Origin of the sequence: Mesoplasma corruscae (genome assembly GCF_002930145.1) — a bacterium.
Classification (GTDB): domain Bacteria; phylum Bacillota_I; class Bacilli_A; order Mycoplasmatales; family Mycoplasmataceae; genus Entomoplasma; species Entomoplasma ellychniae.
Genome location: NZ_PHNF01000003.1, coordinates 40,486 through 57,993, shown reverse-complemented (window position 1 = coordinate 57,993; position 17,508 = coordinate 40,486). Strand labels below are relative to the sequence as shown.

Below are 17,508 nucleotides of genomic sequence, written 5' to 3'. Positions count from 1 at the left end.
AACAACCCTTAAAACCATATCAATTAATTTCAACTAAAGGCAGATCTACAACTGTAGTTTATAATCCAAATAGCAATATGGTAATGGGCTTACCCGCATATTTTGTAGCTAATCATTTAGGTTGTGAAAAGTTATGAAAAAAACATCTTGGTTGGAGTTTGTTAATAACAATGTTATTTGTAATACCATTCTTTGTTTTTCTAATTCTTTTTGCAATTTATTTTTCTTCACATGAAAGCGTTTTCAAATTTTTGGATATTTTGTTTTTTACGCTTGGCATTGTATTTGGAATTTTTAGTCTTACTTCTTTTGTGGTTGGTATTGTAATTTCAACAATTAAGTTGAGAAAATATAACTATGCTGATGACTATATTGATGAAGAAGTTAAAATGATTTATGAACATCAGTTAAAACAGGTAATTAAAGAAATTAAGAATTCTGAAAGTAAAAAGTAATAATCATTGAAATTAATTTAATATGAAAAAATGTAATGATTGAAAAGTTGGATAAAGCCTTATTAAATAATTAAACAACCAGATAATTGTTAGTTATAAACAAGCAAAAATAAAAAACAGTTGAATGCATTAATTAGCGCTAGCGAAAGCTGGCGTTTTTCATTTCAATATCTTTGTATTCTATTATAATTGTATCCATTTATATATTCTGTTAAATGATGATAAATTTCTTTTATTCTCATTTTTTTATTTATTCTATTTAATATTTCCCTTTTAAAAAACGAAAAAAATATTCTTTTTTAGGTTATTTAAATTATCAACAAATTTTTTACATCATTTTATTCAGCTTAAAAAAAGTTTTTGATAAAGCGTTTGAATAAGAGAATCATATTTTCTATAGAATCTATAATTATTTAAAAATTTATTTTTATAAAACCGATATATCATAAACCAAATTGAAGATAAAGAATTAATGAATGCTTATAAAGTTTATAAAGTATATTGGGTCAAAAAAGACCCAGATTGGTTAGACCTAATATTTAATTCATAATAAAAAAATAAAAAGAAAGGGGATGGTACGAAAAGCCATAAGGTATTAAATTGGAAATAATTCTTTAGTAATTGTGGTTAATGTATTTAACGATTTGATTTTAAACGGGTGTTAAACCTATTATTTTGCAAAGTTACAAGCTATTCAAGTTTCTGTAAGCGCTTAGCAAATTGGAAAAACAACTTTAAAATTGATGAAGCAAATATTCGATGCTTTTTTATTGAATTGCGATTCAAATAAGTAGCTTTGTTTATTGTTATTATTAAATCCTAATCATGTCTTTTTTAAAATGCAAATATTTAGTAAATTAAAAGTTTTAGGATTAATTTTGTGTCTTAAAAAGTTTTGTTAAAGTCACACACTTACAAAATGATACTAAATTTTTTAACTACTAAAAAAACAATAAAATCACTTTCGATTTATTGAAAACAATTAAAAATTACTTTTTTTATTATAATTATAATCATAAGGAGTAATTATGAAAAAAGTTAATATTGGACTTGATATAGGTATTGCATCAGTTGGATGAGCAATTGTAAATGCTGATAAATTTGAAATCATTGATGCAGGTTCAAGAATATTTAATGAGGCTAACAATACAAATTACCAAACTGCTGCTTCAACACGTGAAAATCGTTCTAAACGCCGTCAATACCGCCGTAATAAGTTAAGAAGAGAAGATTTAATTAGATTATTTATCAAATATGAGATTATCAATTCACCTGATGATTTGTATAGTATTTTTTTGGAAAGTGAAAATTTGTTATTCTTAAGAAAAAAAGGACTCACAGAAGAATTAACAAAAGAAGAAATCATTGTTGTTCTCTTTAATTACATGAAAAGACGTGGAACTTTTAATTTTGTTGATGATTTAATTGATGAATCTATCAAAAGTAATAAAGATGATAATATTAGTGTTTTTAACGAAAATGAAGAAATCTTACCAATTGATATACAATTAAAATCGTTTAATGAAACAGGAAAATTTCGCGGTTCAGGTAACAGATTGATCACTCACAAAATGTATTCAAAGGAAATTGAATTACTACTTAACAAACAAATACATTTTAAATTGATTTCTAAAAATTTTGCAAATGATTATTTAGAGTTATTTAATCGAAAAAGAGAATTTTATACAGGGCCAGGACCTGGTTCAAAGTGAGGATGAAATCAAAGTGAAGAAGAATTCTACAAACGTCTATTGGGTAGAGATTTATACAATTATGAGGAATTAAGAGCTCCAAAATTTGGGATATATGCCAATTTATACAATCTACTTAACGATCTCAATAATCTTGAAATTTCTGATAGTTCTAGACAATCATCAAAAATAAGTTTTAGTGAAAAAGAACAGATAATTAATTTCGTTTTTGATTTTAGCAAAGGCAAACAAAATAATATTACTATTAATTCATTAGCTAAAATTCTCAAGGTTAATGTTAATCAAATATCAAAGTATAGAATTAATAGTTCTCAAAAGCCTGAGTTTACTAAATTTGAAGCTTTGGGAAAAATTATTAAAATTTTAGTGGAAAAAAATTTTGATTACTCGTGAATTAATTTCGACAATATTGATTCAATTGATAAAGTGGTTGAAATTTTATCAACACGTCAGTCTTATGAAACGCGTTCAAAAGAAATTTCACAAGTTTTGGTTGAAAATAAAATAACTCAAAGCAAAGAAATTAGTGAAACGTTAGCATTTATAAAACTAAGTGGCACTCATTCTTTAAGCAATAAAACAATTAAAATTTTAATTAATGAAATGATGGATAGCAACAAAAATGCTCAAGCTCTATTCTCATCGCTTAATATGAAAAAAAAGACCAAATTTAAATTCAATAATAATTCAAAAACGATCCCGGTCTATGTTTCTGAGATTAATGAAATGTTTATTTCACCAGTTGTCAAAAGAAGCTTTATTCAAGCCCTTAAAATTTTAAAAGAAATTCAAAGAAAATACCCTGATTATCTGATTGATGAAATTGTTATAGAACTTGCACGAGAAAAAAACGAAAAAGATTTTAAAGAATTTATTAATAAAAAACAAAAAAATAATGAACAGAATAATAAAGATATTAAAGATATTATCATGCAACATGGTGCTAATATTCCATTTAATAAAAAAAATATCCAAAAAGTAAAGTTGTGGATTGAACAAAATCATAAGTGCATTTATTGTTTTGAAGAATTAGATTTAAAAAAAGTTATAAATTCAAACTATGTTGATATTGACCATATTATTCCTGAAAGTATTTCGTTTACATCTTCAATGGATAACCTTGTTTTAGCGCATAGTATTGAAAATAGTGTTAAAAATAATTTAACACCGTTTAAGTATTTTTCTTCTAAAAAATCATCAATGTCTTGGAATGATTTTAAAAATTCTATACTAAATGATTTCTATGATGAAAATAAAACCAAAATTAATAAAAAATATTTTAATAGAAAAATTGATAATCTTTTGAACGAAAACGACTTTTCTAAACAAGATACTAAAGACGATTTTATTAATCGTAATTTAAATGATACAAGGTATGCCACTGTTTTATTTAAAGAATATCTTGAACAATATAAAAACACATATCAAAAAAAATTTAAAATTAAAACAATAAATGGTTCAGTAACACATAATTTCAGAACAAATTATTTCTACCTAGATGCAAAAAATCGCGATGACTTTAAACATCATGCAATTGATGCAATTGTGTTATCATATTCATCATTAATTATGAATGAGTCTAATAATAAAGAACAATGAGCTTATCAAAAAGTTTTGATAAATAATTTTGATTATCGTTTTTCAAAAATGAAGACCAATAATTATAATAAAAAACAAACAGATGAAACTTTATATTCATTTCGTAAGTCAGAAGATGGAGAATTCCGTAAAATTCTAACACTTGATTTATTTAATAGTGGTAAAGAGAAACTCAATGAAATTTTTAATGTTAAACCTGAAAATGTTTTAATGTACAAACAAGATAGACAATCATTTGAATATTTAAAAAAAATATTTAATGATTTTATTGATATGAAATATGTTAAGGAATATACAGATAAAGATAAAAAAATTCAAGTAAAAGAGTTAATCGTAAAAAATCCTTTTATATATGTTACTGAAGAACTCGGTTATAAAATTGTTAAACAAAATACTAGTTCAGAAATCCCTATTAAATCTATTAAATACATTGGTAATAAATCAAATAAACTGTTGAATATTTCTCATAAATATTCAAACATTTCTTCTGATAAAATCGTTGGTTTTGAGAGTTTAAAACCTCTTAGAATTGATTTTTATAGAGATAAGAAAACTAAAAATTTTCGAATGTGCTTAGTAAATGTAAATGATGTTAAAAACATTGTCAGTGATAAAGAAATTAAAATTGACCCTTTAAAATATCAAAGCCATTTAAAATCATTAAAAATAGATGATAATTTTGATTTTTACTTATCTGTTCAACCTTCAGACACAATAGCAATTAAAGTGAATAATGAATGAACACTTTGATATGCTGTTGGTGGACAAGAGCCAGGAACTTTCGAAGTAAAAAGATTTCATCGAAACATCTTGAAAAGTAATGAGGAAAAAGTTGGGAACAATCGAGATTTAATGTCAACATCAAGATTTCAAGATATTAAATTATTAAATATTGACATTCTTGGTATTAAATCTTCTAAATATGTGTTAAAATAATTTTGTAAACATTTAGCGGTGTTTACTAGCACACAAAAATTTTACAGGTCTAGGACAAAAAAGTTTTAAACTGTAGCCAAAGGGCTTTGCCCTTTTTTTATTTTTGAAAGCAACTATGAGCTGAAAAACATTAATTATAAGAGATTCAGATAAACTATCATTATTTTTAGATAATATTGTAATTTCTCAAAAAGGTATAAGTACAAAATTTTTAATTTCAGATATAAACTCAATTATAATTGAGGATTATAAAACATTACTAACAACAAAAATCATTTCTAAACTTGTTGAAAATAATGTTATGATAATTATTTGTAACGAAAGCAATGAACCTTCAGTGTTAATGCAATCCATTAAAGGACATTATATCCAACAAAAAAGAATTCGTGATCAAATTAATTGGAATTATCTCGATAAAAGAGTCTTGTGGACTCTAATTGTCAAGCAAAAAATTGAAAATCAAATTGATATTTTAAAAATAAATAGGAAAAATCAAAGTAAAATCATTAAATTGTATGAATATATTCAACAAATCCAAGAAGGCGATTTAACTAATCGAGAAGGCCATGCAGCAAAAGTGTATTTTAATGAATTATTCGGAAGAGATTTTAATCGAGAACAAAATTCATTAATAAACTCAGCTCTTAATTATGGATACACTATATTAAGAGCAGCGTTTTCTCGAAGTATAGTCGCTAAAGGACTTCACCCGTCGATTTCATTATTCCATTCTAATCGTTATGACTATTTTGCTTTGTCAGACGACTTAATGGAACCATTTAGACCTATTATTGATGATTATGTATACAATAATCACATTAAGTGAGATTATTTTGGAAAAAATCAAAAGATGGAACTTATAAATATTTTAAATTCACAAGTATTATTCGATAATAAAATGTTATATGTCCATAATGCAATTAATGTATATATTGAAAAAATAATTAATTACATGGAAACATTGAATGTTGATGAAATAGTTTTTCCATTAATTACGACCCAGCCCATATATTATGAGTTATAGATTCATGCGTTTAATTATTCTTTATGATTTACCAATGAATTCTCGTCAATATGTAAAAATTTATACTCAATTTAGAAATAATTTAATTCGTAATGGTTTTGTGATGATGCAATACTCAATTTATTCTAAATTTTGCACTAACCAAGATTCATTAAATTTAGCAATCAAAAAAGTAGAAAAACTTTCACCTAAATATGGAAACGTAAGAATTCTACAGGTTACAGAAAAGCAATATTTAAAAATGAAAATTATAAGCGGTAAAAAAAAGCAATCAAGAAATATTCCAAAATGACAAAAGATTGGTGGTGATTTAATGATTATTAGAAATTATAACCGTATTAAATATTTGAACTTTAATTTAACTGATAACAAATATTTTTTATGTCGTGACTTGCTTTTTAATGCAGATCTTATCAATATTTTGAAAACATTTTTCCAAAATAAAAAAAGTGATGCAGAAATAAAAATTGATGATTATGATAATGCTTATAACTTTAAAAATTTAGAGATAATTGAGGTGCCGAGTTTTATTGATTTTCAGAAAGATTTTCTTTTAGGAACAAAAAGTGTTTATAAACTTATGCTAACAGTTCTATTAGAAACCTTAGAATCTAAAAGTGAGATTTTAATTGAAGCAGCAAATATATTAAATACTTTTAAAATAGAAAATGAGAACGAATATATTAACAATGAGTTTAATGAAGTAGAAAATGACTTAAAAATAAAACTAAAAACTTTCTTTAACCCTAATTTCGTATCATTTCTTGTTAATTCAATTTCCATTGATTTTGAGAAAGACAATAATTTAGTCGATGAGACCAATATTACCATTTACGATTTGAAACAAATTTATTTAAGATTTTTATCAATATTTGAAACATTTTAAGAAAAAGAAATTATTTTTATTTTTAATGATCCATTTATAGGAATGAATTACGAAGAAGCAAAACAATATTTTAAAAGTCTAGAAAAATTAAAGAATAAATTTATTATTGCAAGTTGAATCCCATATGTTAGTGATGATGAAATAAAAAATATTTGTTTAATAGACAAAAATTTTAATAAAGATTTTAGTTCAATTTTAAATAATATAGAAAATTATCAAATTTATTGCGAAATTGATATAAAAAAACTTTTACCAAAAATTTTAAAAATCTTTTTAGAAAATTATAATTTATATGATTCAATTTTTTTGAAAAAATAAAATTTAGTGATGTTCATTCAGAAACTCTATTCAAAGCATTTTTTTATAATTAAATAATTTTTTTCATAAAAGACTTGACTTGAGGTTGTTCTACCCTGTAAAATTTTTGTGTGCTAAAACAAAAATAATTGTGCTTTAATATAACTAGTTGTTGTTCTACCCTGTAAAATTTTTGTGTGCTAAAACATTTAAAAGGTGATGTTGAAGTTGATTATCGTTGTTCTACCCTGTAAAATTTTTGTGTGCTAAAACACTTTTCATTTTCGTCAAAACTCTGTTTAAGTTGTTCTACCCTGTAAAATTTTTGTGTGCTAAAACTTTGTCAGTCATTTTCAGACAATGTATTTTGTTGTTCTACCCTGTAAAATTTTTGTGTGCTAAAACAAAGTAATCCGAAAGTAATTTGAGAGATTAGTTGTTCTACCCTGTAAAATTTTTGTGTGCTAAAACTTAAGTTAATTTATGAGATAATATATATATGTTGTTCTACCCTGTAAAATTTTTGTGTGCTAAAACTATTTCAAACATCTTCATCTGTTAGACCATGTTGTTCTACCCTGTAAAATTTTTGTGTGCTAAAACGTTTATATAAAGGGAATGTAACTCTTTTTCGTTGTTCTACCCTGTAAAATTTTTGTGTGCTAAAACAAGTTTTAGAAAAATCAGCAACTTCTATGACGTTGTTCTACCCTGTAAAATTTTTGTGTGCTAAAACATTATCTTTTTAGATAGAAGCTTTAATCCTGTTGTTCTACCCTGTAAAATTTTTGTGTGCTAAAACTAATTTGCAAGAACCAAATAAATCTGATGCGTTGTTCTACCCTGTAAAATTTTTGTGTGCTAAAACTAATAATATGTGATTAAAAAGTGTATAGTCGTTGTTCTACCCTGTAAAATTTTTGTGTGCTAAAACTTAAAACACAAGCTATAAAAATAAAAGGTGTTGTTCTACCCTGTAAAATTTTTGTGTGCTAAAACTTTGGATTATCGATTGGGTTTTGCAATTCAGTTGTTATACCCTGTAAAATTTTTGTGTGCTAAAACATTTTTGGTGAGTTGTCAAAACAAGAAGTTGTTGTTCTACCCTGTAAAATTTTTGTGTGCTAAAAGAATTAGCTAGTATAGAATTCAAATCACTAAAAAAACGGTTAAGAAAAAAGAATTTGAGTGTCACTTTCTACAAAATTACAACTTCTCTAAAACCAAACTTAAAGAAAAAAATTAATAATTTAAAGAAGTTAATTCGTTATTTGATAAACAATCATTCTTTAGAGTTAATTTACCTGAAACCAAAATTATTAAAATTTCAGTATTAGAAATAAAATAAGAGAAACTAAATCATTCACTAGTGAAGAAATCACTTTCTTTGAATTTGATAAAATTCTTAAAGCTAACACTCAAGAAGTAAAAAAATGAGTTGATGATCATAGAAAAAATTTGGAACAAGAAGATTCTAAAGAAATCGAAGAAAGTGTAACTTTATAGAAAAAATAAAAAAGAGTCGATTACATTATTGAAATAATTGTTGTATAATATTTATGTACAAGGTGCAAATCTTGTAAGTGGTTAGTAATTATGACCGGCAAGCAATCTTTAAGCAGTCAATGTGTTGATTGAATTCTTGCATACCATCCTTTCATCGACAAAAGAGGTGGACATGAAGTAAATATTTAAGAGCAACATTGATTGCTCTTTTTTATATTGATTATATGAAAAAACCAGAAAAAATATGAAGATTTTACGAATGAGTTAATGTTGTTTCACCATTGTATGGAGACAACTTTAAAAAAACAAAAAATAAACCAGAAAAAAGAATAGCTTGCATACTTAGTTATAATCCTGAAAATGCAAAGTTCAAAGTTCAAATGTTGACTAATAGAGACTTAAAAGATTCTAATTGAATATTTTAAGCTAAGAAAAGAATTTGAAGAATTCAAAGAATTTGCTATAAATACAATAAATGAACTCAAGACAGAGAATGCACAACTAAAAGAAGAAATTGTTCAACTTAAAGAACAAGTAAAGTACTTCAAAGATAAATATGAACCAGAAATGTTAATGTAGAGTATAAATGACCTTGATAAATTATTAAAAAAATTTTATGTATTATATCATTAAGATATTCAAGACATAATACACTATTCATAACTTTTCCTTAAGGAAAAGTTATAACGTATTACAGTCGATACAATAAGCGCTGCATTTTTATCAACATTTTTATAACTATATATAGAAAAGCCCACTCAATTTGAATATTAAAATGGGTACAAAAAGTGTTTTTCATATATAGAAAATTAGAAACACTATATATGTATCAATTAACAAATAAAAAAGTGAGATTTTCCTACTTTTTCTAGACTCCCCAACTTTGATTTAGTCACTGCCCATAAGAATCAACAATTAAATTATTAAAAAGTTAAATTTAATATAATTAGACGTTAAATCAAATAAATAAAATACCTCATAAAATTCTGAACTATAAATCAATTCAAGAATTTTATGAGGTACTTGTTTAGAAGCACTGTACTTCCAATTTAAATTTATAAAAGAAAATTATTTTCTATTCACTGTCAATATATTTTTTAATTGCTAAATTAAATTCAGTAATCAATTTCATGAAAAGCTTTACACTTTTTTGATTATTTTTCATTTTATTTTCAATTTCTATTACTGAATTTAATAATTTTAAATTCGTTTGAATTGATTTATTAGTTTTTTTTAAAAATACAAAATGCTCTATTTGTGATGACAAAGTTTGTTCTAAAAATAATAAATATTTTTCATTATCTTTTTCAGCATGTAAAACTTGTATTGGCTTTATTACAAAATTATAAGTTACTATGTTTGAAATAAAAATTGTCAAAATTATCAATAAGTATTTACTTATTTTTCTCAAGATTACCCCTTTTCTAATTTTATAAAATTTTTACTGAAACTTTTGCTTTTTTAATATTTCAAAAAATGTTATTTTTTTCTTAAATTGGATGTACTAATTTTTTAATTACTACTTATTTTTTGTGATTCATTTTATTTTTTGTAAATATTGATTATTCTCGTTATATTTTTATTCAATAGATGAATTAATGTTGTTAACTTTTTTTTGTTATAAATAAAAAATAGATGTTAATAATAAATAAGAAGCTAAAATGTAATATTCATTATTTTTGTTAAATACTATTTACTAATAAATAAAGCCAGGAATAGAAATGCAAGCTAAAATAAAAATAAATAACTCATATAACTAATCATTTAAATATTTTTACAATAAATATTTAATAATTTCAAAATTAGAAAATTAATTTTCTTTGTTTTTTGTATTCATAAAATATTAACACTTTTAGATAAACTATATTATTTTTTTACTTATTTAATTAATAAAACTTTTCTTTATTAAAAATGAATACAATATGACTATTAAAACAATAAAGAAAAAAGACTTGTATATTTATTAAAAAGGTGGAAAATAACTTGCAATTTATGTAAATAATTAATAATGTTTTATCAATCAACTATTCCAATTATTAATAGAAAAGGATTTTATAATAGATCAAAAACTGTTACATTTTTTTAAATATGGAAGGAACCAACATATCATATGGTTTGTAAAAAACTATACAATAAGTTAAGTTTATCTTGATTAATAATGTGGATAGCGTTAATATTTATTGGGATATTTTGGTAAAGATAGTTACCTATCTTGAAGATTATATTATTCAAACTAAATGGAAAGTTTACTTAGCTTGAGTTATCTTTTTAATTATTACCAATTTAACTATCTTAACTGCATTGCAAGTTTAAGGTTTTTATAAATTTAGAAATGATAATCATGTCAACAATTATATTGGTGCTTTAAAACTAAAAAAAAGCAAAAAAGCAAAAAGCTATTAAATAAAAAGGTATTACTTATTTTTCTCGAAGGTATCTCTTATCAAGTTTTATATAATGTAATTATCTTGTTTAATTAACACTGATTTTTATTTTTGTCTGATATAATATATCAGAGAAGAGGTTTAAATGTTAAAAATAGCAACATTATTTTCAGGGATAGGAGCTCCTGAGGAAGCTTTAAGACAGCTTAAAATAAAGCATAAAGTAGTTTTTGCATCAGATAATGGAGAAAGAGAATTAAAATCTAGTTACAATGAAATAAAAAAATTAACAAAAGGAATGTCTTCAAAAAAAACTAATCAATACATAGAAGAACTTTATTTCGAAGAGACAAAAAAAATTAACTATCCAAAAATAACATATTTAGCAAATAATAAACTCAACCACGGTGATTGGATAGAAGATATTAGATTTGGGGATTTTAGTTACTATAAAGATAAAGTTGATATTTTGATAGGCGGTTCTCCTTGTCAATCTTTTTCTGCATTAGGAAAAAGAAAAGGAATTAATGATGCTAGAGGAACATTATTTTATGATTTTGCTAGAGCAATAGACGAATGTAAGCCAAAAGTTTTCATATATGAAAATGTTTTAGGGATAACAAATATTGACAGTGGTGAAACCTGATTAAGAATGAAAGAAATTGTTAAAGAACTAGGATATGAAGTTAACGAATATATTTTAAATGCGAAAGACTTTAATCTTCCGCAAAATAGAATAAGAGTTTTCTTAATTGGATTCTTAAATAAACCTAAAAATGTCTTGGAATTTAGTAAAGTAGAGTTAAAACTATCGATGTTTGATTTTTTGGAAAAAGAAATTTCAAATGATTATTACTTAAGTCCAAAGGGTTTTGCATTTGTTACAAATAAAAAATACAAAAATAGAGCAAAAGTTAATGAAAAAATAATAATGTGTCAAAAAGCTAATCAACAATTTAATTGAAATGGAAACTTTATTTTTGAAAAAAATAAAAAAATTGAAGGCAAACATTTTGGTTTATTTAACGGTGAATTTGGAAGTATAAGAAAATTGACTCCGAGAGAGTGTTTTAATTTAATGGGCTTCTCAAGAAAATTTATCATTCCAAAAGATGAAATAAACGATCAAAAATTATATAGACAAAGTGGTAATTCGATTGCTGTACCTGTTTTAAAAGAAATTTTTAAACAAGTTATAAATAATTTAAAATAAGAAAGGACATATATGAAAAAAATAAAAGTTGCCACAGTTTTTTCAGGAATTGGCTCATTTGAACAAGCTTTTAAAAATTTAGGCTTTGAACATGAAATTGTCTTTGCTTGTGATAATGGCGAAAGAGAAATAATTATAGAAAATTATAATGATTTTAAAAAAAAGTTTGACGAAAATATTGAAAGAGAAAATATAACCAAAATTATAGAATTAATTTATGCTAAGTCAAATAAACAAAATTTTGTTCAAAGAACATATTTAACCAATTTTAATTTAGACCATAAAAATTTTTATCAAGACATAAGGTTTTTAGATGGATATAAATATAATGGTAAACTAGATTTGCTGATCGGTGGTTCTCCTTGTCAAAGTTTTTCTTCAGTTGGTCAAAAAGGAGGATTTGAAGACACTAGAGGTACGCTTTTTTTTGAATTTGCAAGACTTATAAAAGAATCTCAGCCAAAAGTGTTTATTTATGAAAATGTTAGAAATGTGATTAACCACGATAAAGGAAAAACATGAGAAATCATTAAACAAACTTTTGCTGAATTAGGGTATGAATTTAAATTCAAAATTTTAAATTCAAGTGATTATCAGATACCTCAAACAAGACGAAGAATATTTGTTGTTGGTTTTAAAAAAAATGCAACTAATTTTAATTTTCCGAATAAATATGATTTAAAACTTTCTATGCAAGATTTATTACTTGACGATTGCGCTGTAGGAAGCTTTTCATATAAAAAAATGGTCCCAACAGTTAAAAAAGGAAAAGGTTTTATACCATATGACTGTATACTTTCTGATAAATTGGTAAAATATATTTTAAAGGGTGGTACAGGTACTTTTTATCAAAAACCTGAAATAAACTTAAAAATTGCAAGAACTTTGCTTAAAACTATGGGAAATACTCATAGAGCTGGAATCGATAATTACACTCTAACCCCAGAAGGAAAAATTAGAAGACTACATGAAAGAGAAGTTGCTAGATTAATGGGTTTTCCAGATTCATTCAAAGTAGTTGTATCTAGGTCTCAAGCATACAAACAATTTGGAAATTCGATTGTTGTTACAGTAGCACAAAATATTCTGAAAGAAATAGAAAAAAGTGGAGTTTTTAATTAAAAATATGAATAATAATGAGTTTAGAAATTTTACAGAAGAAGAATTATACAAAAAACTTAATAATAAAATTTTACCAATACAATTATCAGCAAGACATGGTACAAAATATAAAAGAAAAAACAATGATAAAGATAAAATAAATAGTGGATATTATGATATTCACTTAGGAACATGAAACTCAAATAAAGATAAACAAGAACAACCATATCTTTTTTTAAATCTTTTCGAAGTTTTAAAAAAAGAATATTATAATGATAATTATATTGAAATGAATCTTTGCAAAAAAAATATAAAAGAATACATAAAAGAAGCTAAAAAAGAAGTTTTAATTCAAAAAAATGATTTTATAAACTATGAAGAAACAATAAAATTTAACGAAAATAATTATAATAGTAATATTAAAATATATATAAAAATACAGCCAAGTGGTTTTAAAACTAAAAAAGCTTTACCTGATTGAGATTATAATGATAGTAGGGTACAATGTAATTTTTTTGAAATGGTTAAAAATGAATTAGTTCCTTGAGGTGAAAAATCAATTATTTTAAAAGACTTATTTATAGGAGGATTAACTAATATCTATCTTGACTTCAGGTCAAAAACTATGGTTTTAAAAAATACAAAAAAGGAAATAAAATCATTGGATAATATTTTAGACAATTCAAATTTAGATGAAGATATTTTTGAAAACTATCAAAGTTCGTTATTTGCTAAAGCAGACACTATAGCCCCAGAATTCGAAAATGAAGAAATAAGAACATTGGATAATATTTGAGACAATTCAAATTTAGATGAAGATATTTTTGAAAACTATCAAAGTTCGTTATTTGCTAAATCAGACACTATAGCCCCAGAATTTAAAAATGAAGAATTAGAACATATATTTACGGAAACTAAAAAAAAATTATCTAGAAATGTGACATTAAGAAAACAATATTATGATTCTAGTAAAAAGTGTGAACTTTGTTTTGTTGAAAATACTTTTTTGGTTAATGATAAAAATGAGAATTATTTTGAAATTCATCATTTAATTCCGCATAATAAAAAGATGTATGAATTGTATAAAAAAGAATACGGAGAAAATATTCGTACATTTGATTATTGAAATAACTTGGTTTCTTTATGCCCTAACTGCCACAGAAAAGTTCATTTTTCAAAAGAAGAAGAACAAAAAAAATCATTGGAGAAATTGCTTTTATCTAAGAGAACTCATAATTTTATTGAATCCTATGGAATGATTGAAATTGAATGACTCTTAAAAGCATATAAAGAAATTTTAAAAAAGAAATGAGGTTAAAATACTAAATGGAAGCAAATAAACAACATATAAGAAACAATATTTTAGAACAAAGTGAAAAATATTTGGTGCCTGTTTTTCAAAGAAATTACTCTTGACAAAAAAAACAGTGCGACACTTTATTAAATGATATCATTGAGGCAGGAATAAAAAATAAAGAACATTACTTAGGTAATTTCGTATTAGATAGAAAATCTAACAATAAAACGTTTATAAATGAAAATATTATTATTGATGGCCAGCAAAGAATTACTACAATTTTTTTATTGATGAAAGTTTTAAGAGATTTATCCACAAACGATATAGAAATTAAACAACTAGATGAATTTCTTTTTATAAGAAAAGAATCTGTTTCAGATGAGCCCATTATAAAATTAGTGTTAAATCTAGAGGATAATAAAAATTTCATTAGTTTGTTAAAAAATGATGAAACAATTAATAAAAAAAGTGAAATATGAATAAATTACAACTATTTTTTTAATAAAATAAGCTATTATTTAAAAAATGATAATTTATTTTCAATTAAAGACATTATTAATGGTGTTAACAAACTTGTATCTGTGATGATATTTATAAACAATAATGATCATCCTCAAATAATTTTTGAGAGAATAAATTCTACAGGTATAAAATTAACGCCAACTGACTTAATAAGAAACTTTTTAATGATGAAAGATGGTTACGAGGAAAAAATATTTAGAGATTATTGATATAAAATGGAAAAAGATCTAGAAACTAAAAATATTGAACTTTTTATGCATTATTTTTTAATATATAAATCAGAAGAAGCTATTGCGTCAAATAAAATTTACGAATCATTTAAAGATTTTTTTAAAAAAAATAATTGAGATAGAGAAGTTTTTTTAGAGGAAATGTTAAAAGCATCTCAGTATTTTTCATTGATAATAGGAAGACAAAATATTACAAATCATAAATTTAAAAAAATTATTAATGACTTTCATTTACTTAATCAAAAAACTGTTTATCCATTTCTTATGCACATAGTAAGAGATTATAGTGATAAAATTATTTCTGAGAACACAATGTTGAATTGCTTTATCTACATTAAAAATTATATTTTAAGAAGAATAATAGTTGATAAAAGCACCAAAAACTTAAACAAATTTTTTGCAAATTTATATGCTAAAATTTTTTCAAGATTTAATAAAAAAAATTATCAACAAGCAATTATTGACTATATGAATGAGGTAGATACATCAGATAGGGTTCCAAAAGATTTTGAATTTATGGAATCATTGAAAAATATAAACCTATACCGTGTAAAAGCATCAATTTGTAATTTTGTCCTTCAAGAAATAGAACATAATGGAAGTAAAGAAACCGTTTCACTTGATAAAATATCTATTGAGCACATAATGCCCCAAAAGTTAACTAATGAATGGAAAACTGAGCTTGGAGAACATTACAAAGATATTCATGAAAAGTACTTGCATAAAATTGGCAATCTAAGCTTAACTGGTTATAATCCCGACTTGTCAAACAAAACTTTTAATGAAAAGAAAAGAATTTTAAAAGAGCAAAATTCTAAGTTTACAATTTTAAATAAGTATATACTTGAATCAAATAAGTGAGGTAAACTAGAAATTGAACAAAGAACTGAGGAACTGGCAAAAACAATTTGTAAAATATTTACAATAAGTCTATAGCTATGATGTGTTTTTTATAGCATATTTTACCCATTATTTTGATAAAAATAAATGAATTAAAGTTTTAGGAGAATTTAGTTAAAATGAAAAACAAAAAAGTAACAATAATACTGATCGCTGGTGGTACTGCTTCTGGTAAAACAACTGTAGCTCATAGATTAGCTAATGAAATACTAAAAGATAAATCAGTAACTCATATATCAATGGATAATTATTATAAAGATTTTAGTGAACTAACTTTTGGGTGCTTAACTTTTTTGTAGGATGCTTAACTAAGCAATTAACACAATTATTTAAAATTTTCTTTAAATCATAAATCTATTATTTTTAATAATTTTTTTAGTTTAATTATTTTTTGTACCTACCATGTTTTCTCTTTTTAATTTAAAAAAGAATAGTATCAACTATTCTTCAGGTTATGTTGTGTTTCATCTTTGAAAACGAAATCAAAGACTTTTAATGATTCAATTAATTTAACATAAAATCCTTTTGTGTATCCATTCTTTGTAAATAACATTGATCAATTATTTGATTGTGAATATCTAGCCCTTTTCTCTCAAATTAACTTTTTGAATTCTTAATTTTGGAGCATCAATGGCAGTATCTAGATTTTTTTACTTTTGTATTGAAGTTATGCACTTGAAGCTTCAATTTTTACTTAACTCTTTTGAAATTAATTCAGGCGCCATTTTCTTAAAAACAAATATTGTCTTGTAACTTTAAATGTCTTATCAATAGAAGCATTTTCTAATGTATACTCAGATAATGATTATTATATAAAAATTCTTTTCCCATTTCTGCACCTGTTGTAACTGTACATCTCATAGGTTTTCCCTCGTTATTTTTGTGTACTTTCTATAACTGTTTTAAATGGAATTAAAGTTTCAAACCAAATATTTGTTGGATAAATTTGATGATAAATACCTTGAAATACTTTTCTTCTGCTTGTATATTTTGTAACATCAATAAAACCATTTTGATTTTTTAATTGTTTTAAATTCATGTTTTTATCCTTAAATAATATAGATATTCTTTTGCTTATATATTTTATTTTTGATTACATCAATTATATCTTCCAATTTAATTCATCTAGAAGACGAATTGCTATTTCCTTTTTCAACAACCTTTGACAGATAAAATTCTTTAGGGTCAACGGTCAAATAAACCTCCTTAAAAAATCAGATTCTCCTTTAGTATTAGGGGGAACATAAATATTTACAACTAAAACTTTTTCATAATTATTAATAATATTTATGAAAGAGTTTTGATGGTGTGGAATTACAATTATTTTATCAGTTTTATTAAAACTTTTGTCTATTCCACTACCATCTAGAAATTTAATAAAAATATTATAGTACATTTTATTTAGATAGTTTCTAAATAAATTCTTCTTCTTTTCACTTATATCTT

At 23.9% G+C, this 17,508-nt stretch carries 12 protein-coding genes, 1 pseudogene and 1 CRISPR repeat array; of the genes and pseudogenes, 11 read left to right on the top strand and 2 right to left on the bottom strand.

Translation table 4 applies throughout. From position 1 onward, the window contains the following. The first annotated feature begins 77 nt into the window (after positions 1-77). The 6 genes from MCORR_RS03675 to MCORR_RS03650 all read left to right on the top strand — a co-directional run bounded on the left by MCORR_RS03675 (position 78) and on the right by MCORR_RS03650 (position 8,840). Positions 78-455, top strand: coding sequence for a hypothetical protein (locus MCORR_RS03675; RefSeq protein ID WP_104208221.1), 378 nt, complete (start codon positions 78-80; stop codon positions 453-455). A 1,028-nt stretch (positions 456-1,483) separates the two neighbouring features. Next, positions 1,484-4,702 (top strand): type II CRISPR RNA-guided endonuclease Cas9, encoded by a 3,219-nt coding sequence (cas9, locus tag MCORR_RS03670; protein WP_104208220.1) that lies wholly within the window; start codon positions 1,484-1,486, stop codon positions 4,700-4,702. Positions 4,703-4,817: 115 nt separating this feature from the next. Then, complete coding sequence (gene cas1 / locus MCORR_RS03665) at positions 4,818-5,726, top strand: type II CRISPR-associated endonuclease Cas1 (RefSeq protein WP_104208219.1); 909 nt, start codon at positions 4,818-4,820, stop codon at positions 5,724-5,726. A gap of 4 nt (positions 5,727-5,730) precedes the next feature. Then, positions 5,731-6,612 (top strand): CRISPR-associated endonuclease Cas2, encoded by an 882-nt coding sequence (gene cas2, locus MCORR_RS03660; protein ID WP_181021235.1) that lies wholly within the window; start codon positions 5,731-5,733, stop codon positions 6,610-6,612. Between the two features lie 42 nt (positions 6,613-6,654). Then, entirely contained in the window at positions 6,655-6,930 is a 276-nt protein-coding gene (locus tag MCORR_RS03655) for a hypothetical protein (protein ID WP_104208217.1), read from the top strand. 84 nt (positions 6,931-7,014) lie between these two features. Next, a CRISPR array of direct repeats spans positions 7,015-8,040; the repeat unit is 36 nt; unit sequence GTTGTTCTACCCTGTAAAATTTTTGTGTGCTAAAAC. 599 nt (positions 8,041-8,639) lie between these two features. After that, positions 8,640-8,840 carry a hypothetical protein gene (locus MCORR_RS03650; protein WP_146063419.1) on the top strand — a complete coding sequence of 67 codons (201 nt, stop codon included), beginning with the start codon at positions 8,640-8,642 and terminating at the stop codon, positions 8,838-8,840. Positions 8,841-9,490: 650 nt separating this feature from the next. Here the strand turns inward: MCORR_RS03650 and MCORR_RS03645 are convergent. Continuing rightward, positions 9,491-9,826, bottom strand: a complete 336-nt coding sequence (locus MCORR_RS03645; protein ID WP_104208215.1) for a hypothetical protein — start codon at positions 9,824-9,826, stop codon at positions 9,491-9,493. Between the two features lie 1,118 nt (positions 9,827-10,944). Between MCORR_RS03645 and dcm the strand changes: the two genes are divergently transcribed. From dcm to MCORR_RS03620, 5 genes and pseudogenes are all read left to right on the top strand, one after another. Then, positions 10,945-12,012: a DNA (cytosine-5-)-methyltransferase gene (gene dcm, locus MCORR_RS03640; protein ID WP_104208214.1), complete on the top strand. Its 1,068-nt coding sequence runs from the start codon at positions 10,945-10,947 to the stop codon at positions 12,010-12,012. 12 nt (positions 12,013-12,024) lie between these two features. Then, entirely contained in the window at positions 12,025-13,134 is a 1,110-nt protein-coding gene (locus MCORR_RS03635) for a DNA cytosine methyltransferase (RefSeq protein WP_104208213.1), read from the top strand. A 4-nt stretch (positions 13,135-13,138) separates the two neighbouring features. Then, the gene (locus tag MCORR_RS03820; protein ID WP_181021234.1) at positions 13,139-14,431 is read left to right on the top strand and encodes an HNH endonuclease; all 1,293 of its coding nucleotides are present in this window, start codon (positions 13,139-13,141) and stop codon (positions 14,429-14,431) included. 8 nt (positions 14,432-14,439) lie between these two features. After that, positions 14,440-16,098 carry a DUF262 domain-containing protein gene (locus tag MCORR_RS03625; protein ID WP_104208211.1) on the top strand — a complete coding sequence of 553 codons (1,659 nt, stop codon included), beginning with the start codon at positions 14,440-14,442 and terminating at the stop codon, positions 16,096-16,098. 83 nt (positions 16,099-16,181) lie between these two features. Further along, positions 16,182-16,337, top strand: a pseudogene (locus tag MCORR_RS03620) (zeta toxin family protein); the annotation flags it as partial. Positions 16,338-16,936: 599 nt separating this feature from the next. Here the strand turns inward: MCORR_RS03620 and MCORR_RS03815 are convergent. Next, on the bottom strand, positions 16,937-17,101 hold the full coding sequence (locus tag MCORR_RS03815) for a hypothetical protein (protein WP_181021233.1): 165 nt from the start codon (positions 17,099-17,101) through the stop codon (positions 16,937-16,939). Positions 17,102-17,508 lie beyond the last annotated feature (407 nt).